The sequence below is a fragment of the Parabacteroides sp. AF17-3 genome, assembly GCF_003635445.1.
GTDB classification, from domain to species: Bacteria; Bacteroidota; Bacteroidia; order Bacteroidales; family Tannerellaceae; genus Parabacteroides; species Parabacteroides goldsteinii.
The window spans coordinates 101678-123425 of record NZ_QTMM01000009.1; the positions used below are offsets into that span (position 1 = coordinate 101678).

At 39.6% G+C, this 21748-nt stretch carries 18 protein-coding genes; 10 read left to right on the forward strand and 8 right to left on the reverse strand.

Features of this window, described 5'->3' with window-relative positions; all coding sequences use genetic code 11:
* Positions 1–195: 195 nt before the first annotated feature.
* The 4 genes from DWW91_RS13490 to DWW91_RS13505 form a co-directional block, all read right to left on the reverse strand.
* Positions 196–1281, reverse strand: a complete 1086-nt coding sequence (locus tag DWW91_RS13490; RefSeq protein WP_122328024.1) for a 6-bladed beta-propeller — start codon at positions 1279–1281, stop codon at positions 196–198.
* A gap of 2 nt (positions 1282–1283) precedes the next feature.
* Positions 1284–2384 carry a 6-bladed beta-propeller gene (locus DWW91_RS13495; protein WP_229061019.1) on the reverse strand — a complete coding sequence of 367 codons (1101 nt, stop codon included), beginning with the start codon at positions 2382–2384 and terminating at the stop codon, positions 1284–1286.
* 230 nt (positions 2385–2614) lie between these two features.
* The gene (locus DWW91_RS13500; protein ID WP_122328025.1) at positions 2615–3646 is read right to left on the reverse strand and encodes a 6-bladed beta-propeller; all 1032 of its coding nucleotides are present in this window, start codon (positions 3644–3646) and stop codon (positions 2615–2617) included.
* Between the two features lie 26 nt (positions 3647–3672).
* Positions 3673–4824 (reverse strand): DUF4221 family protein, encoded by a 1152-nt coding sequence (locus tag DWW91_RS13505; protein WP_122328026.1) that lies wholly within the window; start codon positions 4822–4824, stop codon positions 3673–3675.
* A gap of 253 nt (positions 4825–5077) precedes the next feature.
* On the opposite strand from DWW91_RS13505, the gene DWW91_RS13510 reads away from it, so the two are divergent.
* Positions 5078–5917, forward strand: coding sequence for an Rpn family recombination-promoting nuclease/putative transposase (locus DWW91_RS13510; protein WP_010801544.1), 840 nt, complete (start codon positions 5078–5080; stop codon positions 5915–5917).
* Between the two features lie 128 nt (positions 5918–6045).
* Here the strand turns inward: DWW91_RS13510 and DWW91_RS13515 are convergent, their stop codons facing one another.
* The 3 genes from DWW91_RS13515 to DWW91_RS13525 all read right to left on the reverse strand — a co-directional run bounded on the left by DWW91_RS13515 (position 6046) and on the right by DWW91_RS13525 (position 10228).
* Positions 6046–7188 (reverse strand): DUF4221 family protein, encoded by a 1143-nt coding sequence (locus DWW91_RS13515; protein WP_122328027.1) that lies wholly within the window; start codon positions 7186–7188, stop codon positions 6046–6048.
* A 123-nt stretch (positions 7189–7311) separates the two neighbouring features.
* Positions 7312–9003: a right-handed parallel beta-helix repeat-containing protein gene (locus DWW91_RS13520; protein WP_122328028.1), complete on the reverse strand. Its 1692-nt coding sequence runs from the start codon at positions 9001–9003 to the stop codon at positions 7312–7314.
* A gap of 94 nt (positions 9004–9097) precedes the next feature.
* Complete coding sequence (locus DWW91_RS13525) at positions 9098–10228, reverse strand: 6-bladed beta-propeller (protein WP_122328029.1); 1131 nt, start codon at positions 10226–10228, stop codon at positions 9098–9100.
* A gap of 74 nt (positions 10229–10302) precedes the next feature.
* Between DWW91_RS13525 and DWW91_RS13530 the strand changes: the two genes are divergently transcribed.
* Positions 10303–11181 (forward strand): ion transporter, encoded by an 879-nt coding sequence (locus tag DWW91_RS13530; RefSeq protein WP_007655588.1) that lies wholly within the window; start codon positions 10303–10305, stop codon positions 11179–11181.
* A 38-nt stretch (positions 11182–11219) separates the two neighbouring features.
* On the forward strand, positions 11220–11462 hold the full coding sequence (locus DWW91_RS13535; protein ID WP_233584485.1) for a hypothetical protein: 243 nt from the start codon (positions 11220–11222) through the stop codon (positions 11460–11462).
* Here the strand turns inward: DWW91_RS13535 and DWW91_RS28320 are convergent.
* Positions 11451–11579: a hypothetical protein gene (locus tag DWW91_RS28320; RefSeq protein WP_010801548.1), complete on the reverse strand. Its 129-nt coding sequence runs from the start codon at positions 11577–11579 to the stop codon at positions 11451–11453. The genes DWW91_RS13535 and DWW91_RS28320 overlap by 12 nt on opposite strands.
* A gap of 165 nt (positions 11580–11744) precedes the next feature.
* Here DWW91_RS28320 and DWW91_RS13540 point away from each other — a divergent pair, with 165 nt between their 5' ends.
* The 7 genes from DWW91_RS13540 (at position 11745) to DWW91_RS13570 (ending at position 21667) form a co-directional block, all read left to right on the forward strand.
* Entirely contained in the window at positions 11745–12305 is a 561-nt protein-coding gene (locus tag DWW91_RS13540; RefSeq protein ID WP_122328086.1) for an RNA polymerase sigma-70 factor, read from the forward strand.
* A 66-nt stretch (positions 12306–12371) separates the two neighbouring features.
* Positions 12372–13364 (forward strand): FecR family protein, encoded by a 993-nt coding sequence (locus tag DWW91_RS13545; RefSeq protein ID WP_122328030.1) that lies wholly within the window; start codon positions 12372–12374, stop codon positions 13362–13364.
* Positions 13365–13520: 156 nt separating this feature from the next.
* Entirely contained in the window at positions 13521–16865 is a 3345-nt protein-coding gene (locus DWW91_RS13550) for a TonB-dependent receptor (protein WP_122328031.1), read from the forward strand.
* Between the two features lie 12 nt (positions 16866–16877).
* A complete protein-coding gene (locus DWW91_RS13555; protein ID WP_122328087.1) occupies positions 16878–18419 on the forward strand; it encodes a RagB/SusD family nutrient uptake outer membrane protein in 1542 nt (513 codons plus the stop codon).
* Between the two features lie 9 nt (positions 18420–18428).
* On the forward strand, positions 18429–19970 hold the full coding sequence (locus DWW91_RS13560; protein ID WP_122328032.1) for a sulfatase-like hydrolase/transferase: 1542 nt from the start codon (positions 18429–18431) through the stop codon (positions 19968–19970).
* A 74-nt stretch (positions 19971–20044) separates the two neighbouring features.
* On the forward strand, positions 20045–20614 hold the full coding sequence (locus DWW91_RS13565; RefSeq protein WP_046146432.1) for an RNA polymerase sigma-70 factor: 570 nt from the start codon (positions 20045–20047) through the stop codon (positions 20612–20614).
* Positions 20615–20680: 66 nt separating this feature from the next.
* The gene (locus DWW91_RS13570) at positions 20681–21667 is read left to right on the forward strand and encodes a FecR family protein (RefSeq protein ID WP_046145554.1); all 987 of its coding nucleotides are present in this window, start codon (positions 20681–20683) and stop codon (positions 21665–21667) included.
* The last annotated feature ends 81 nt before the right edge of the window (positions 21668–21748 follow it).

Sequence of the window (21748 nt, forward strand, 5' to 3'; positions counted from 1 at the left end):
TTATGAAAGGAATGAAAAACCGGAAGCAGCGTATCATTCACTGAAAAGTTCTGATAGTTTTGCCAAAAACTGCCTAAACAACCATTCGTTTAATATATATCAAACGAAAGGAACTCAATTGTCAAACGAAAAGAGCATATATGTGTACTATTCGTTCAATATATATCAAACGCAAATTTGAATGGAAACTTTTCTTTAAAAGAATTCTACAATGCAAGGATTGTCATCTATTTGACAAATAATTTCGTTGCCATCTCTATCAGTATATTGTTTTTCACTATCTAAAAGTTGATCCGGAGTTAAATAGAGTAGTAGGCTGTTTTCGCTGTCTCCTACGGTGATTGTGGAAACAAATGTGCCGTAAGAATATTCTGTGGAGGTTGCCTTTCCGTCTTTTTCTATTTTGGTTATATATTTTTTTCCAGCATAATATGTTTGAATCCAGAATGTTTCGTTAAGCGGTATTATGTTGTTAATATAAGAGCCCTTATTTGCTTCTCTGATAAACTCCATTTCGTATGTATTATATAATTCCAGTAATTGTATATCGGAGAGGTAAACTTCGTTATTTGAAAAGAGACCTTTATTAAAGGTTTCTGTTTTGGAGTCGAAAGCAATATAGGTATTTGATATGCCTAATTGAAAAAGATATTCGGAACCGTATTTCACGAATTGTACGGGTCTGAACATTAAATAGGGTATTTCTTTTTCGAGGTATTCGGATAGGATGTTTCCGTTTTTATCTGTCAGTGTCAAAGAATGATCGTTTTGTCCGGTTACCAGTAGGATATGGGAGTTGTCTAAGCGTTTGAATTTATGTATGATGAAAGGATAGCTGATTTTGTTCAAAAAAGTGCAATCATTTGCATCATAAATCTTTAGACTCTTATTGTCTGAAATCCAAATTTCAGTTTTTCCGTTTATTTCATACACATCAAAGTCTTCAATACGAAGATATTCTTCCGGACCTTGTCCCATTTTATTAAGTGAAGTAACAAATTTACCTTTCTCATTGAAGCACAAAATGGACTTTCCTGCTGAAGAAATATAATAATGACCGTTGAACTTTTTGATTTTGTTGATTTCACCAACCAAACTTTCCGGGGTTGTTTCCAGCGGTGTAATGGTATATTTATCGGTGAATAGATCTGTCCATTTGGGATGATCCTCTTGGGGAACAGTGAACTTTCCCAGCAGGGTGACTTGGTGTTTCTGTTGATTACAGGAGCTTACGGAGAATAAACAGAGTAGGATGTAGAATAATATACTAGTGTTTCTCATATCTATTTTTTTATATCTATGGTTATTAGAATCCAGTTGCTATTATCTGTGGATAGAGACGGTAATATTTTTCGTATGGCCGGATAGTTGCATTTTATATTTTGATAGTGTTCTGCCAGATCTTTTTCCCAAACAAGTAAATAGAGTTTATCTTTATAAGATCCGACGAAGGGATTGATAAACCTTGATTGGAATTGATCGAATAGCCGGTCAAAAGAATATAGTAAATGATCTTTGAGATTGATGAAACAGAAATCTTCCCGTTTACCTTTTAATTTAAAAAATAATTTACCGGATGCCTGGTAAAAACTGTAACGATTATGAATGTATGTACGTTTAGTGATAATTTCATGCATTTCATGATCTTCGAAACCTTTGTCTGATTTCAAGAAATCTCCGTGAAAATCAAGTGAATAGAGTGGATATAATTCTTTTTGTTGAAAGTTATAGGAGTAGATGGTGTCTATGCGGGGTGGAAAAATGAATATATTATTATTGGTATCTGTTGTATGTAAATTATATGGAGTATAAGGCCATTCGTTTTTCCCTTGCATTGGCATAAAAAGTTTATTGATGGATTTGAAATCAGTCAAAGCCATAAAGTGTCCTTCAATGTTACCGCGTTCGTTGCATGTTCCTCCTGAGTAAACTAAAAAATCATGTTTGTCGGTCGGAATAATATTAGCACAGGGGAAAGGCAAGGAGACTCTTTTGATCAATGTTCCATCCAGTTTGAACTTATTGATTATTTTGAAACGGCTAACTACCCATAATTCTTCCAATTCAGGAATAACACACATTGAATTGACCAGAAGTGCATCAGAAAAAGTGAGTTCCTTGATAAATTCGCCTGTGTTTTTGTAGATAGTCACACTTTTTCCTGCGATGGTACTTCCCATAAAGTATAGAAAATCTTTATGTTGTATCATATCTATACACTGTTCAAATAATTTGTTTTCTAATTTGGTGCAAGAAATATTCGTTACCAGACTATCAAAACAGATTGTTTGATAATGTGACATATCAATTCGGGTAACACCATTTTTCCCATTACAAAAGAATGAACAGGCAATGAAAAGAGTTAACAATATATTTGTCTTCATATTCTATTTATATATTACATATTGCAAATATATAAAATATTACGATGTATTCGTAATTATGTGATTGTTTATTTATTACGATTTTGTCGTTTTTATTGCGTGGGCACTTATATATTCCCGTTTGAAGTTAGTTTTATCCATCATAATGGATACTTTGTGTAAATATGCCCATTTCGTCAATTATAATTGATGGATTTGGAGAGGGCAGGTAACTAGTATAGGGATTTTGATTATTCAATAATCCCATCCAGTTCCAGGCTGGCAAATTGTATCTCATCATCCATGCACAGAATGATCCGGTTATTTTCCCGGTCATAGCAGAAACTGGATATTTTATATTCAGTTTCCAGTGTTTGGATATAGTTGCCGTTGAAGTCGAAGACGAGTAGCTTGGTTGGGTAATAGGCATCCGTACGGTGGTCTCCTCCCGAATAACCTGTGATGATTTTGTTCCTACAGAAGACGGGTTGGCTGTAATGTGCTGTTTGCGTTGTTTCTTTTTCCCATTTAGGGCCGTATATATTGTATTTTAAATTTCCGTTCAAGTCACAAATAGTCATTAGGTCGTAACGGGAATAACATTCGACATATAATCCATATTCAGGGGAGACATCTGCTGTGATACGCTTCTTTTTTATATCAGGGTGTTCGTATTTCATTGGCTGGATTTCTCCTGTCTGCATGTTCCATTTGGCAACGAGCGATTTAAAATCATTAGCGCCTATAGGCTCTATGATACGTCCGATACATAATGTGTCGTTTATATATCGGTACGTATCAGGAAATAACCCGATTTTTATATCGGCTTTTATATTCGGGATATAGAATGGATTTGCCAGAACGCTGTCCAGGTTATAACTGAATATCTTTTGTTTGCCATGATCCGAGACATAAAATGTACGCTGGGCTTCGTCAATACCTACATGTCCCGGTATGGTAATTTCACCAGGACCTTGTCCTTTATAAGCTGTGCTGGTGATATAATGGAAGTCATTCTTATCAAATAGATGAATAAAGCGGTCGTATGAACTGTGATCGACTATAATTAGATATTTGTCAATAAGATAAGGTCGGGTAACCCGTCCAATCAGTACATCTTCGATCATTATCTCTTTTACCTTATCTTTTACGGAGATTACATTATCCCGTCTATTCTGGTATATTTCCGTATCTGTGTTTGAGGTGCAGCTCAAGCATAGTACGATCAATAATAAGAGGGAGACCTTATAGGGAGAATTAAATAAACAAGCGGCTGTGTTCATAACTGTTCTATTTGATATTAATTGTTTTAGAGTTCTATTAAATCCATTCTTCTGAAACTTAAAACATTTTCATTGAATTCCGGATTCTGGAAATTGTTGTCGGAAATATACAAGCCATCTTTGAGGATGAAGAACATCACTGGGATGTAGATATTTTCGGGGAATAATGTTTCTCCGATTACCTTAAAATCCTTATCTAAAATCATGATAGAAAATTTTTTTCCGGTTTTCATCAGGTCGGTAATATTCTCGTTGGGGCTTACCTCGCATGCCGGCTGGAAGAAGCGGTAATAGACTTTCCGGTATTTATCATAAATGATATTTCCGTATGAAGCGTTTTCGATAGATTCTTTCCGTATTGTTTTAATGTCGGGAGCAGTATGATTTTTAGGAGAACCGTTTATATATCGGCTTTTGCATGGATATTCTTTGAATGTCTTGTTGTCGTTGGTGACATGAATAGAGTTACTGATGAAAAAGGAATAGACAAAATTTGTTCCGTCATAGTCTCTGCTGCATGTGAAGATACCGTTTTCATTTTTTGCTTCCCACAATTTGGGATAGGTAAGTGGCAGAGTTTTCGTTTGTTTTGTTTGCATATTGACTTTTATACATAATGGATATTTCTCAAGATCGTCTCCGTTATATTGTTTGTCGGAAAACTTTAAAGCCTGATATAAATAGATAGAGGAATCCTGTAAGATCATAGGTGCGTAAACTTTGGACGTAGGAGGATGGGCAAGAGCCGTTTGAGTGTCGGTTATCAGGTCATATTTATCCAGAATTTTTCCGGATTTATTAATCTTGGATATTTTGAATTGATTAAATATCAGGATATTGTCGAGATCAATAACTGTGTGACCGATGAAGCGTCCGACTGCATCGGGACCTTCCATGGCTATTTTGATCTTGTGGGATAGTTTGCAGGAATCGAGCCGATAAAAGTTTAGTTCATAGGTTTGTTCATTTTCATAACTCAGATAGGGAATCCCTTCAGGAGTAATGTAAGAAAACATGGACATGCTATAGCAACTTGTATTATCATCTATCGGAATGATGATACGTTTTTCTCCCGGTTGGAGTGAATAGGAGTTACTTTTGTTTGTATTTTCCTGGCAGGAAGAAAGCACAATACATATTGTATGGATTAGCAACAGGTATTTTAATATGTTTTTCATACAAGTCCCGATTTAGAATGTTTGATATTGTAAATATAGAGATAATTACGAGATGTTCGTAGTTTTGACGGGGAATTCTGATTTTTTAAGAACTGTTTTGAATTTATAATATGGTTAACTATTTATCAGATAGTTCAATTTTTTCTTACATCTGAGTCAAATAATCCCTTTCTCCGTTTGGAATAAATAAAATATTGCCTACATTTGTCCCGTTACCTGTTATTAGGTAATAAACAACTAAAACTATTGACTTATGGAAAAGTATGTGAACATCATGCTCGACAAGGCTTTTAAAACCGTGTTTGGTGAAAAGCAAGTAGCAATCGACTTTATCAATGCCACGCTCGAGGGCGAACGTCAGGTGAAAGACCTGACCTATCTCGATAAAGAAATCCAACCGGAAGTAATAGAACAGCGCACGGTGATCTTCGACCTCCTTTGTGAAGATGTGGACGGGAGTAAATTTATACTCGAAATGCAGAATTGTCCCCAACATTATTTCTTTAACCGCGGATTTTATTACATTTGTCGACTAGTCTCCCGTCAGGGAGAGAGCGGAGCTGACTGGAAGTATAGTTTGCTTCCGGTATATGGCATCTACCTGTTGAACTTTAGTCTGCCAGAATTTCAGAGTTGGCGCACCGATGTGGTGCTGGCCAATGAGGCGACAGGTAAAACTTTTGGCGAGGTCAAACTGAAACAGATTTATCTGTCGTTCGATCTGTTCAATCTAAGAGAAGAGGAATGCAAAACGCCTCTGGAGAATATGGTTTATATATTGAAGAATATGAATTTATTTGATATGTCTCCGTTTAAGGAGAAAAACGATGCCTTCAAGCGCCTGCTCGACGTGGCAAACCTGAATGCAATGACTCCTCACGAACGGGCAGTTTACGATGAGAACCTGAAGATTTATCGCGACTGGCGCAATACACTGGAATATGCGGTGGAAGAGGCTGAAATGAAAGGTTTGAAAAAAGGAAAAGCAGAAGAACAACGCCAGATTGCTGCAAATTTTAAAAAGCAGGGAGTTAATGTCGAAACGATCGCTCAATGTACCGGTCTGTCTGTCGAAGAAATAGATGAATTGTAGTTTATTTATGCGATATTGAATCAACAAAGTGCTCCGAATCCTCGGAACATTTTGTTGATTGCTTGTTTTAGTTATTATCAGTTTTGAACTATTGCAATGCTGATCTGTGTCATCTGTGCGCCATTGCTTTATATTTGTGGCTTGAATATAACTAGTTGAAAAGCTTCAAAGTCTTTATTTTCATCCAGTAGGTTGTCTTCAGTAATAAACAGGCCATTATCCAAGACTCCCCAACTGTTATAATGGGTGTATATGTTATTTTCCAATTTGGTTTCGGAAGTGATGCGGAAGTTTTTATCGAAGCTGGTTAGGTATAATTCCTTGCTGTCACATAAGGTTCTAAAAGGAGTGGTAGAGACGTTCTCTGTTTTGTCGAGATGCAGTCGGTAATAGATGTTTTTATAAGGATCATACTGGATTTCAAAGAAATGAATATTTTCTATGTGATGCTTACTGGCATCTTTCATATCGTAAGGCATGGTTAACTCAGACGCCAGGTTGGGTGTGTATCGGCTCTTTCCTCCAAAAGCTGTTTCTTTGCCGGTCTCGATGTCGATCCGGTATATATTCGAACTGATAGGGAAATTATATAAGATATCCTGATCGGTATAAGTGACATTCGGGAATTGTTTGAATCCGAATCTTTTTCCGGCGAATTTTTCTGTTTCAGATCCTTTTAGTTCAAAGGTTTTGAATGTGCCTGAATTGAGGGAATACTCATAAACGATATAGGTGGCGCTCTCTTCTGTGGGGGTAACGGTCAGGTAGAAAACTGAGTTTCTTTGCGGGTGGTAGAATAATTTGATTGTCGCCATAGAGAAATTAGTCTCGACCATGATGAATCCCCCTTCTGGAAACGGGAGTTCATATTTCCCTTTCACTTCTCCTTCGTTGTTAACCAGATACAGGAATCCCTGGCTGTAAAGCCATAAGCTGTCTTCTTGATGAACATATAGTCCGGATACATTTTTTAGAATTCCGTTTTCTCCTTCCTTATTCAATGGGAGATGCGATATGCTCTGGTCGTTGAGATTGAAAATATCCAGCGAGTGCATGGGACTGTTGTAAGCATAAACTAAATTGTTTTCATTTTCCTGAAAGCACGAAATGACTTGATATGAAGTCAAGGTCTTATCATCTATCGGTATATTAATCTCTTCTTTTTCAAAAGAAATCGCTTTACCATATTGTGATTCGATTAATCCGTCTTGTGATTTTGCACAAGACAAAAACAGGCATATAAGGAGGAAACTTGTTAGTATTTCTTTCATGTTTGTTTTTGTGGTAAATATAATTCTTTTCTGATTATAAATTCTTGTAAATTATCTATTAGTCACCCTGATTGTTGTCGGTAAATCGGTTCAGCAGTTGGTGCTTCGCCGGGTTTTTCACCGTTATTGAACGATATTTCCTTCCATGAAAACATTTTCGCAATCCTGTGTCTTTATCAGATTCGATATTTCGGCAGGAGTTGGCGACAGGAACAGGTTGTCCGTGATTTTTAATCCGTCGACTGATTTGGCGAAGATAGCGTTTGTGCCTGTCAATTGGAAACGGTTGTTCGTTATGGCGATGTTGCGGTGAACATAGCCTTCGTTGCGGTCGTTTTCCGGAGAAATGAGGATGACCGGTCCGCCGCATTCCATGAAATTGTTGTTGCGGATGGTTACATCGCGTACCATACCTGATTCGAACCAACTGCGGGCATCGTCGGCTATCAGGATACCACTCATTTGCATACGGAAGAAGGTGTTGTTCTCTATCAATACCTTGCGACGGGTGGAAACAAGAATTCCGCGTGTCGGTATGCGGGCAAAATAGTTATTGCGAATGAGGACTTCCGGTGTATAGGTTACGTTTTCAACGACCAGTTCTTTTTTATCCCGGATCGCTTGAGGGATATTCCTGTCGAGGGTTATGAGTATTTCCCGTTCGTTTTTCATTTCCGCCTTTTTTACCTTTGCCGGTGCAAGGCTCATCAGCGAATGGGCATCGATAAATTCGATCTGGTTGCCGGGAAGGAACGATTGGAAGCCATATGTCTGCGGGTGCATGTATTTTACTGATACCTGGTTGGGGGCCGGGTAGCCGGTGACAGCCAGGTGGGTTCCGTGTATATTGATTGGATCGTCGTGCGCTCCGAGGAAACGGGAGTTTTCGATCGTGATCTTACCTTTGCAGCCTGACATCTGTACGAAATCGGCAAAACCGGCACAGGTACGTCCGCTTCCGGCCTCCGGTTCGAATGTCAGATTCCGGTAAGTGATATTTTCTGTCATTTGCCCGACAATTCCGAAGTTACCCAGGAATGCCAGATGTACTCCTTCCAGTGTGACGTTTTTACTGTATTGGATAAGTCCGCAAGCCTGGTCACGGATACCGTCACGCATCTGGAATACCGTACCTTGTTTGGCCTGTGGCGGGGTGTCATATACGAAACGGAGTAGGTTGGTGTCCAGCTCTATTGCCTTGCGAAGGCCGGAAAGCGGCGACCAGCTACGCCAGGTTATATCTTTTTCTTTGTCATAGCTTTGGGCGATACCTCCGGATAGTTCCCAGTTGTCACCGACAAAAGCAAAATGCCCGTCTTTAACAGTGTAGCGTGATTGCGGGTGGATGCGTACGGTCATAAAGTTTTCGCCTACTTCCGTAACGGTCAGTTCCGGGACGGTGGGGTCGGAAGCTGTAACGGTAAAGTCCCGTAGAGTGATATTTTCGCACTGGTCGATTACGAAGCTGGTCATTTCGCCATGGGTGACGAAGCGGGCTCCCTGACCGTCTATTGTCACGTTTTTCAGGTCTTTCAACCACAAACCGATATGTTTTGTCTGATCGGGGTTTTCTTTTTCGGAGGCTGTATTGGAGATATGGTAAAGGATCTGTGACGAATTTTCGCGATGGAGGTTATAATCTGCATTTTGCAGTTTGATGACAACCGCTTTCCCGTTATAACTCCGGGCCTGTTCGATTGCTGCCTGGATTTTCTTTGTCATATCTCCGTTTTCCGGGGCAATCCGGATTACATGTTGTGCGTTTGCTATGAATCCCGAAAAGAGACATAGTGCAATAAGGATCGTTTTTTTCATGGTGTAATTAAGAATTTAGAATAATAAATTGACGCAAAAGTAAGAAATAATGCGTCAATATTGTCGGATTACTGCTGGTTTTACGAATAGAACATTATTTGAAATAGTATTTTACCAGACAGAGATTATCGTCTTCCTGTAAATTTTTTACTTTACTGAACTCTTCCGGCGGAAGAATATTATGCAATGTCCCGATCTCCTCCGGTGATACGATGCAGATCATATATTCATCGGTGAAAAGACTTGTTTTCTTGACCTTTGCGCCTCCTTCCAGCGTGTCGAATACAAACGATTTCCCATCTTTTTTGCGATAGAAAACATTACACCATTTATCTATATTCCAGGTATTCAGGACTGTGTAATAATAGTCTTTGTTTTGAAACTGTCGGAAGAAAAAGTAGGGAACTTCGTGTGAATCTACCAGTTGAGGAAATACATTGGGATCTTCTTTTATTCTTTCCTTAAAGGGGTCAAGGTTGATATTGCCGGAACCGAAGTCCCATTTATATGCTAATTCTACGGCCTCTTTCGTGAACCGGTATACCTTATTGGAATATTGAGTGGAAAAGTAATTTTCATTGTTATATTTGTAAAAAACATCGATGCACATGTTGGTCATAAAATTGTCATCTGTCGTTTTCCAGAAACCGCCGGCTATTTCCTCTGTGTTTGTATCATAGAATGTGATTAAGTTTTCTGTCGGATCGCCCGCTGTTGTCAGAGTCCAGTAAGCAATCAGCCCTTTGTCGATTTCTATCATATCCGTTTGCCCTCCGCCTCCTGGTAGCAGGTGCCTTTTTATGAATTGTCCGTCTGTTGTATAAATATATATGGCTCCCATTGGACTTAACATATGAATAAGGTTCTCTTCCGGATTGACAATGACTTCATAGATCATATTATATTCACCCGGACCGTTACCGGTCTTATCTATTTTAGATAGAAATTTGCCTTGTTTATCAAAACAAAAAAGTATCCCCATCTCCCTGTCATCATCGAGAATATAATATTTGTTATCAGCTTCGATTACTCGTCCGATCGTTTTGAGCAGGCATTGTTCGTTTGTTTCCAAAGGGATCACTTCTATCTTTTTGAACAGGGTGGAGGCTACCAGGTCTTTGGGAGAGAGTTCTACCTGCAAAATTTTCTGTTCCGTTTTGCTGTTTTGTTTGTTACAAGAGAGTAGTAACATACAGAGAAGTGATATGAAAAAGTATTTATTCATGGCAGTACTTGATTTTATTCATTGGGCTAATGTAAGTAATATTTTTTATTTTTGTATTCAAACACGGGGTTATTATGGAAGAGAAGAAAACAGGTCTTTGGAAGGCTCTTACAAATAAGATAAATACCTTTCTTCACAATAAAGAGTTGAAGGAGAAATTGTATGTGATCATTTTTGAATCGGATACGCCGAAAGGGAAGTTATTCGATGTCTTTCTGATCGGTTTTATCATTATGAGTGTTCTGGTGGTCATCCTGGAGAGTGTGGTCACTTTTTCCGACCATTTCAGGCTGGCGCTTCAGATACTGGAGTATGTGTTTACTGCTTTTTTTACTTTCGAATATCTGGTGCGTATTTATTGTTCGCCGAAGCCGAAGAAATATATTTTCAGCTTTTTCGGTATTGTCGATTTGCTGGCAACCTTGCCGTTGTATCTGGGATTCCTTTTTACCAGTGCACGTTATTTACTTATTATCCGGACATTCCGCCTGATCCGCGTTTTTCGTGTGTTCAAGCTGTTTAACTTTCTGGAGGAGGGGAATTTACTGTTGGTATCCCTGCGGTTGAGTAGCCGGAAGATTTTTGTTTTCTTCTTTTTTGTACTGATCCTGGTGACTTCGATCGGTACGATCATGTTTATGGTGGAAGGTACGCAACCCGATACTCAATTCAATAATATTCCCAACTGTATTTACTGGGCGATTGTAACCATGACGACCGTGGGGTATGGAGATATAACCCCTGTGACTCCTGTCGGCCGTTTTATCTCGGCTTGTGTGATGCTGATCGGTTATACGATCATTGCTGTGCCTACGGGTATCGTTTCTGCCACGATGATCAAGGAACACCGGCGGCGGAGCGAATTGAGATGCCCCCATTGTTTCCGCACGGGACACGAGGAAGAAGCAAAATACTGTAAATACTGTGGTGGAAAGTTGGATGAGTTTTCATGATTTTTTCTATATTTGCGCTCTAAGAAGGGGGAAGGAATATGAAAAAAGTATCTATGAAAACACTACTGGCTACTATTGTGGCCGCATTATTTATTACACTGTTTTTTGTTGGCGGAGTGTATTGCTTATATACTCAGGTGGCAGATCCGGCTTTGTTTATCGTCGCTTTAGGGAGTGCCTGGGCGGTTTCGTTATGGTTGTTATTGTCTACTGTTTTCAGTAAAAGACGGAAAGGGTCTGTTTCTTTTCATTTTCATGACAGGAGTCTGTTAGTCTTTTGAGCTGTTGTTAATATCTTTCCAGGTATCTTTTACAACATACCATATTACACATACGATCATAACCAGCATGATCGCACTGCCGCCTACACTGATGACTGTTTTTATGTATTGATCCATTTTTTCCGGTGTTAGATTTATAAATGTTGTTATTTGATTGGCTAAAGATAGGAATAAGAATATCAATAATTTGAGTTTTGTCGAAAGAATGATGCTGTGTCCGGTAAATTTACGTTTTATATTGTAAGATATTATCTGTTCTTAAATAATATCTATATTTGCGATATGATGGAGGTCGATCGGGAATCTGAATATCTGGAAAAATTGGGGCAGGGGGATCATAAGTCCTTCGATGCCCTGTTTATGCAGTATCATCCGCGGGTAAAGAACTTTCTCAAAGGTTTCATTAAGGATGAGGAAGAGGCGTGCGATATGGCTCAGGATATTTTCTTCAAGGTCTGGACAAACCGGGAAAGCATTTCTAAGGTCAGTTCCCTGAAAGCTTATTTGTTTCGTATGGCTCGTAATATGGTCTACGATTATTATGAACACAGCCTTGTAAAAGAGTCTTACGAACAGAAACTACAATCTTCATGCTCTGCTTATACCGACCTGATAGAAGAGGATATCTATGCAAAAGAATTATCGATACTGATCGATATTGCCATCGAACAAATGCCGGAGCAACGCCGGCGTATTTTTAAGATGAGCCGGAAAGAAGGGTTATCGAATGAAGAAATTTCACAGAAGTTGCAAATTAATAAACGGACTGTTGAAAACCATGTGACTCAGGCGTTGGCGGACCTTCGTGAAGTCGTGCGCGGAGCTTTTTTATTACTTTTTTGAAAAAAATCTCTTTTGGACTGTGTGTGCCTGCTCCTTGTCCCGTCTTCAATATAAACAGGGGATAAAATGGCGAATAAAACGATACATACATTAATCACTAAATTCTTCGGAAATGATCTTCCGGATGCAATCCAGATGTCTTTCCGGAAGTGGTTTGTCGGCGGAACCCATCAGCAGGAAAAGGAAGAGGCAATGCGGGAACTTTGGGAACAGGTTCCGGCAGAAGCAGACGGTCGGACTGTACAGGAACTGGACAGGTTACGTTATCGTATGGAAGCAGTTGGCCGTCCGGTTGTTAAGCGATCTATATATCAACAGGTTCTCTGGATTGCCGCCATATTGCTGTTACCTCTGATCGGTGCCGCCAGTGCCTGGTTTGTGATGCAGGGCGAGCCGAAGGTTATAGAGCCGGAATGGACGGAATGTTTTGTGCCGAACGGCGAGAGAAAGCAAATTACTTTATCGGACGGTTCTGTGGTATGGCTGAATTCAGGATCGCTATTGGTATATGCCGCAAAGTTTGAAGGTAGCAAACGAGCTATTTACCTGAATGGGGAAGCGAGCTTCAATGTGGCTAAAGATCCGGAAAAACCTTTCATTGTTAAGACAAGCCATATGGATGTGGAGGCACTGGGGACGATATTTAATGTAGAGGCTTATTCGGATTCGGAATTGACCGTTGCGACGTTGGAGGAAGGGAAGGTCCGGGTAAGTACCGACCTCACAGCAGATAAGCCGATCATTCTCCACCCGGATGAGCAGGTCGTATATAACAGTTTATTGCGGACCGTTTCCAAAGAGGTTGTCGATGCCGGCAAAATCATGCAGTGGAAACACGGATATCTCACCTTCCAGGGGGCTTCGTTCGATTATATCGTGAAGACGATAGAAAGGCGTTTCGATGTGACGATTAACTATGAGACCGGCAAGTTTGCAGGACGTAGTTTCACAATGAAATTCCGGCCGGATGAAGGCTTGAACCAGGTACTGGATATTCTGAAAGAAATGGTGAACGGATTAAATTACAGGATTAAAGATAATGTGATATATATAAACTAAAAGACGGAGGATACATTATGAAAAAAAGAACCCGGGAAGACGACGCCAATCAGAACTCCCCGGATTTGAAATCGTGGTGAACACCAATTAATAAATCGCCTGAAACAGGTGGTAAATAATATAGTATTCAACTTTAAAATCTAATTTTACAAAGGTATGGAAATAAACCTGAAAACACAATGGAATAAACTGAATAGTTTGTTCCGGGTAGCAATAATACTTTTTCTTTTCCTTTTTTCGCAATTTACGGTTATATGGTCTCAGACCATAACGTTTTCCGAAAATAGTCTGACAATCAAAAAAGCGTTTGCCGAGATCGAGAAACAGACAGACATGTCGGTTGACTATGATGAATCGGTTTTGAATATTCATAAGAAGATAGAGCTTGGAACTGGTAATAAAAATCTGGATGAAACATTAAATCAGATTTTACAGGGAACAAATTGCTCTTATGTAATTAAAAATAATCATATTGTTATTTCTGCCGAGAATAAAAAGCAGGAAAAGGAGAATCTGGTGGTAACCGGGACAATCACAGATGAACATGGCGAACCGATTATCGGTGCGAATGTGATGGAAAGAGGAACAACAAATGGTTGTATCTCCGACATCGACGGCAATTATTCATTAAGCGTAAAAGGAAATTCGGTCCTTTTATTTTCCTATATCGGATATATATCCAAAGAAATAGCCGTGAATAACCAGAAGATGATAAATGTGAGATTGATGGAAGACACACAAAAACTGGAGGAAGTGGTTGTCGTAGGTTATGGTGTTCAGAAAAAGGTAAATCTTACCGGTGCTGTTTCTGTAGTGAAAGGGGAAGAGATGACTAAACGTCCTGTTACCAATGCAACTTCCATGTTACAGGGGCAAGTTCCGGGTTTGCGTGTCGTAAACGGTTCCGGACAGTCGGGTAATAATAAAGTGAGTTTACGGGTTCGCGGACAAGGCACGTATTCCGATGCCGGCTCCGATCCGCTGGTGCTGATCAACGGTGTTCCGGGAGATCTGTCAAATCTCGATCCGAATGCGATTGAAAGTATATCGGTATTGAAAGATGCCGCTTCTGCTGCTGTATATGGTGCGCGTGCGGCTAATGGTGTAGTATTGGTGACAACGAAAACAGGTATAAATAAAAAGACATCGATCAGTTATTCCGGAAACTTTGCTATTTATTCTCCGACACGTATGCTGAATGTCGTTACCAATTCCGTGGATTATATGAATTTATGGAATGAGGCTAAAGCGAATTCCGGTATTTCTTCGGGTTTGTATCCCCAGGACATTATTGACCAGTATAAAAATGCTAAACCGGGTGATCCGGAATATCCTAATTATGATTGGTTGGGCGAACATATCCACAGTACGTTCTCACATAATCACAATGTAGCTGTTTCCGGCGGATCGGATAAGATGTCATACAATGTCTCTATGTATTATGCCGATGAAAACGGAACAATGGACGGACACGGATATAAGAAGTATAATTTTACGGCAGATCTGCAAAGCCAGATAACCAAATGGATGAAATTCGGTTCGTATGTGGGGTTTATGAGAGGGGACAGAAAACGTCCTTATGAGGGAGGCACAGACGGCAGCTTTACTTCTATTTTTGCACAGGCACCCACCTATGCACCTCAACGTTCCGACGGTTCATGGGTGTACAAGGCTTATCCGTGGGAAAGTAATAACAAGAATGTGATTGCTTTGGTCGGTAATGATGCATTACGTAAAAATACGAGTTATGATGTGAATGCACAGGCCTGGTTGACAATAGATATTGTTAAAGGGTTGTCCTGGCATACAAAGGGAGCGGTTCGCATGATCGCAGAAAGAGAGAAAGAATGGCGTCCGTTGGTAAAACTTTATAATTATCACTCCGGTGAATATATGAATGAACTGGATGTGGGTGCAAAAGGTCTGAATTCGAATGATTATCATACATTCTATACTTATCTGTATTCATATCTGAAGTATGATGTGTCAACAAAAGACCAGAATCATAATTTCGGTCTGCAATTGGGTTATTCTCAGGAAACAAATGATTATGATTGGCTGAAGGGGTATAGAAAAGATTTTCCGTTCCCGTTGACAGAAATTGATGCCGGTTCGAAAGAATTACAGGAGGCAGAAGGAAATCTTGAGCAATGGTCGTTAATGGGTATTTTCGGACGTTTCAATTATAACTATAAGGAACGTTATTTGTTTGAGGCCAACTTCCGTTATGATGGTTCTTCCCGCATTAATCCCGACGACAGATGGGGTATATTCCCTTCTTTCTCTGCCGGTTGGAGAATGACAGAAGAACAGTTTATGCAGAATTTGCATTGGTCATGGTTGAATAGTATGAAGATTAGGGCTTCCTGGGGACAGTTAGGTAATCAGAATATTGGTATATACCCTTATCAGGCAGTCATGGAAAATGAGGGAAATTATACATTTGATAATTCTTCTTTGTCGACCGGTTATGCACAAACCAAGTATGCAAACCGGAATATAACATGGGAGACTACTACCGTTACTGATATAGGTTTGGAGGCAACAGTATTCAATGGTCTTAATGTTACGCTTGATTGGTATAAAAAGAAAACAAAAAACATTCTCCGGGATGCCCAGGTTACAGGGGCTTTAGGATTGGATGCACCTGTTATAAATAACGGTGAGATGGAGAATAAAGGCTTTGAAATTAATACGCAGTATGTAAATAATATTAAAGGCGGTCTTTTCAAGGGATTAAATTATAATGTAGGTTTCTATTTTGACCGTAACAGGAACAAGGTGACAAAGTTTGGTGCTGATGAAATATCCGGACATTATTTGCGTCAGGAAGGTTTGCCTTACAATTCTTATTATATGCTGGATTGTATCGGTATTTTTAGGGATGAGGATGATGTGAAAAATTCACCCAAACAGTTTAATGATAATACATTGCCGGGCGACCTGAAATATCGTGATGCCAATAATGACGGTGTGATAGATAATAATGACCGTGTAGTGATTGACGGACGATTCCCTAAATTTGAGTATGCATTTAATTTGTCTGCCAGTTGGAAGGGATTTGACGTTTCTCTTCTGCTGCAAGGTGTTGAAGGAAAGAAACATTATGTTACGGATTGGGGATTACAGCCATTCCGTCAGGGTAGTGCTCCGACAATTGATTATGTAAAATATCGCTGGACAGAAGATAATCCGGATAACGCAAAGTATCCGAGAATGTATTTTGATGATTTCGGCGGTAGCAAGAATACAAGAAAGAATTCTTACTTTTTGAAAGATGCTTCTTATTTGCGTCTCAAGAATCTGACAATAGGCTATACTATTCCTGTAGAGTTGACAAGGAAAATGTTGGTTGAAAGGATACGTATATTCTTCTCCGGTGATAATCTGGCGACAATTACCAATTATCCGGAATTGGATCCGGAAAGAGAAGAAGACGGTCGTTTTGTCGCTTATCCGCAAAATAAGATTTGTTCATTTGGTATTAACGTCCAATTTTAATTCGATATGGTTATGAAGAAAGCTAAATATTATTTGCTGCTGGCATTGGTTGTTATCATGAGCGGATGTGATGATTTTCTGGAAAAGAATCCGCCGTCCAAACCTTCGGAGAATACATTCTGGAAACAAAAAAGCGATTTGGATATGGCTCTGACCGCCTGTTACGGGACAATGACGAAATTTAGCCATGGTTATTTTTCATTCGGTACTCCTCAATGGGATAGCTTTGTTGATAATTGTCATAGTGTGGGAGAAGGAATCACTTTTGATGTATTCCAAGGGAATATAGACCCGTCAACTGTAGGTATAATTCAAGATGTATATAAAGGTTCATATGTCGGGATTACCCGTATGAATTTATTTCTTTATCAATTGGACCGGTACGAAAATACCGACTTATCGGAAACAGAGAGAGATTTTTATAAAGGACAGGTACTTTTCCTCAGAGCATTTTATTATTCATTCTTGTATAGATGTTATGGAGATGTTCCTTTGATCCTTGAACCCCTCGATCTTGAAACACAATATCAGCCGAAAGTTGAAGCTGCAAAAATCTTAGAACAGATTTATTCGGATCTGGATGATGCCATTGGACTGTTGCCGGACAATACCTATTTGGAATTACCCGGAAGAGTGACAAAAGGTGCGGCTCTTGCTTTAAAGGTCAGAATTATGTTATATGACGCATATAATGACAACGGAAAAGCTGATATTGAAAAAATGGGGAATATACTGACTGTAGCTGAGCAAATAAAAGGCTATTCGTTAAGTAATGATTTTGAAAGTATTTTTCAGGGTGCAGGGCAGGAAACGAATACGGAGATCATTTTCTCGACGAAATATCTGGCTCCCAATAATTGGCATACGAGTGATCTATGGTTTGGCGCATGGTTACGTTGTGCTCCTTTGACGAACCTGGTGAGTGAATTTGAGTTTAAGGACGGTACTTCTTTTTCTACGGAAAATCCGTTATATAATCCGGAAAACCCGATCGAAAACCGAGATCCCCGTTTGGATATGTCTACTTTTTATCAGCAATTGGTTATGGGAGATGTCGAACAGCCTGTTACGGGCGTTTTGCCGACCGGTTACGGACTGAAGAAATTTGTAACCCGCGACAAGACGCAGTATCCGATCGGGTATAATACGCGTAGTGATCAGGACTGGGTACATTTCAGATATGCCGAAATATTGCTGGCTATAGCGGAGGCAGAGAATGAAGTGAATGGCCCGACTCAGAAAGCGTATGATGCGATTAACAGTATCCGTGCCCGTAAAGGTGTTGATATGCCGCCGTTACCGACAGGTTTGAATCAGACACAGATGCGCGAAAAGATACGTCATGAAAGGCGGATAGAATTAGCATTCGAAGGGCATCGCTATTTTGATCTGAAACGATGGCGTATTATTGGAGAAATTATGAATAACTTTGACGAGCCGACATTGCCATTGTATAAATCTGTATTTGAAGATCGTTTTTATTTGTGGCCGATACCGCAAAGTGAGATTGACAAGAACAATGGCGTTTTGGTTCAGAACCCGAATTACAAATAAAACAGAGATATGAATAAGTTAATCAAAAATCGCGGGCTGCTTCTTTCTTTAGGCAGCCTGGCAGTCTTTAGCAGTTGTGCCCAACAACAGCCACAGGAAGCAAAGAAGCCGAATATCGTGTTCATCTTTGCGGATGATATGGGATATGGAGATGTTTCTGCATTGAATGAAAACTCCAAGATAAAAACGACTAATATCGACCGGATTGCCAATGAAGGAGTTATTTTTACAGATGCACATTCCAGTTCATCCGTCAGCACACCTTCGCGTTATAGTGTGTTGACCGGACGGTATAACTGGCGTTCCGATCTCAAATCCGGTGTATTGATGGGATACAATAAGGCTTTGATCGCTCCGGACCGCAGAACGATCGCTTCTGTGCTGAAGGATCAGGGGTATCAGACTGCCTGTATCGGTAAATGGCACCTCGGATGGGATTGGAATAATATAGAAGCAGGGCCGGATAGTGTGGATTTTAGCAAACCTATCTCCAACGGGCCTACGACAAGAGGTTTCGATTATTTCTATGGGATCATTGCTTCCCTGGATATGGCTCCTTATGTTTATGTGGAAAATGATATGCCGACTGCTTTGCCTGACCGGGTGACTGTGAATGACGGTATGAAGTATTGGCGTAAGGGACCGACGGCTTCCGATTTTGATCATGAACAGACGTTACCCAATTTTATCAACAGGGCGGTGGATTATATCCATGATAAATCAAAGGAAGACAAGCCTTTCTATCTGTATCTCCCGTTACCGGCTCCTCATACTCCGATCTTGCCGATCAAGGAGTACCAGGGTAAATCCGGTCTGAATCCTTACGGCGATTTTGTACTGATGGTGGATGATATGGTAGGTAAGGTAATGAAAGCATTGAAAGATGCCGGTGTTGATGATAATACAATATTGGTATTCAGTACCGACAATGGTTGCAGTCCGCAGGCCAAGTTTGATGAACTACAGGAAAAGGGGCATTATCCGAGTTATATTTATCGCGGGCATAAAGCCGACTTATTTGACGGCGGTCACCGTATCCCTTGTGTGGTAAGATGGCCGGCACAGGTTAAACCTCATACGGTAAGCCAGACGGTCTGTCTGACTGATTTCTTTGCAACGTTTGCCGCTGTTGCCGATTATCAGTTGAAAGATTCTGAAGGTGAGGACAGCTACAATATCCTGCCTTTGTTGTTGAATGAGAAAGAAAGTAATGTTATCCGTGAGGCTACGGTTCATCATTCGATCAATGGTGATTTCACGATCCGTAAGGGAGAATGGAAACTCTTGTTGTCTCCCGGCTCCGGCGGTTGGAGTTTTCCGAGACCGGGTACGGATGATGATGTAATTAAAACATTGCCGTTGGTTCAGTTGTATAATATGAAGGATGATCCGGCAGAAACAAAAAATGTATATGCAGAACATCCTGAGATCGTGAAAGAGTTGAAGGAGCTGATGATAAAATACGTCAGGGAAGGCCGTAGTACTCCGGGAGTCCCCCAGAAAAATGATGGTCCCGAAGTCTGGAAGCAACTAAGCTGGATAGAAGAATAAATATTTTGAATCGTTGGATAATCCCGGAAAACAGTTACTTTTGTTTTCCGGGATTTTATTTATCTGAGAGAGAGATGTTAACAGAAAAGAGGAATATACCGTATGATTTTGAAGAAATATATGTATCATATTTCTCCAGAATGAAATGTTTTGCTCAGGAATATGTCCTGTCTGAAGAAGATGCGGAAAACATAGTACAGGATGTTTTTACAGAACTTTGGGAGAAAAAGGAGCTTCTTACCTATAACATAAATTTAGTTGCTTTCCTTTTTACATCGATAAAAAACAGGTGCATCGACCATTTACGCCATGATATCGTTGTAAGAGAGGCTGTAAGCCAAATGCAAGAAGAGTATCAGATTACTTTAAAAGTAAAACTGGCGTCATTGGAATTATTTGACCAATCACTTTTGTCGGAACAGGATATTGAAAAGATAATATCGGAAGTGATAAATTCTTTACCGGAAAAATGCCGAGAGATTTTTATTAAAAGTAAAATAGAAGGGAAGAAACAGAAAGATATTGCCGTAGAAATGAATATATCTCTTAAAACTGTTGAAAACCAAATGAATATTGCTTATAAGAAACTAAAGTCTGAACTGAAAGACTACTTGCCTCTTCTTTTATTTTTTCTGAATAACTAAAAAATTGGATATCTCCTTTGGGGGTTTTCATCCCTTCATCCGTTTATTAATTATTAAACGGAAAATATGGACAAACGAATAGAAAAATACTTTTATGAGGAGCTTTCCCCGGAGGAACGTTTATCCCTGCTGCATGATGTTGAAGCAAATGAGGAACTGAAGAGGCAATTTGCGGAATATCAGAATATGTACGCTTTATTGAATCTGGGGCATCAGATGGAAAACAGGGAGGTCGGCAAAGATAAATTTGATCAGTTTATTTCCGCGAAACAACGTGGAGTTAGCTTAAAACTGTGGGTACGGCGATTAAGTTATGCGGCAGTTGTTGCAGTATTAGTCGTATCATCAAGTATATTGACATATTTATATATGCAGAATAGTTTGCAACAGAATTTATTATCCAATACAATGAATACTTTATATACACCAGCCGGGCAACGTGCACAACTTGTTTTACAGGATGGAACGGAGGTTTGGTTGAATGCAAAGTCGAGGTTGGTTTATCCGGCCCAGTTTGTTGGGAAAGAAAGACGAGTGACTGTTGAAGGAGAGGCTTTCTTTAATGTGGCGAAAAATCCTTCAAAACCGTTTATTGTCTCAACACAGGATATCGATATGAAAGTACTGGGTACGCAGTTTAACGTTTACTGCTATCCGGATGCCGGATATATACAGACTAGTTTGTTGGAAGGTACTGTCAAAGTATTTTTTCCTGATAAGGAGAAAGAAGGGATTATTTTGAAGCCGGATCAACAAGTTACTGTTTCAGAGGGAAAAATGATTGTATCACAGATAAGCCTCGAAGAGCGTTTTTTGTGGCGTGAGGGTATTTATGCCTTTGAAAACGAGCCTCTGATCGATATTCTGAAGAAAATGGAGTTATATTACGACGTTAGGATTATAGTAAAAGATGCTTCCTTGTTTAATGATACTTATACAGGTAAGTTCAGGCAGCGTGATAGTCTGGATGATGTATTTCGGGTATTGCAGCAAATACGGAAATTTAAAGTAGAAAAAGATAAAGACCGGAATATAATAACCTTAAGTAAATAGAATGTTAAACTAAAAACGAAATGCTTATGAGGAAATAACACAAGTAAAAACAAAAGCGGCAGAAGCTACCAACAACTGCCG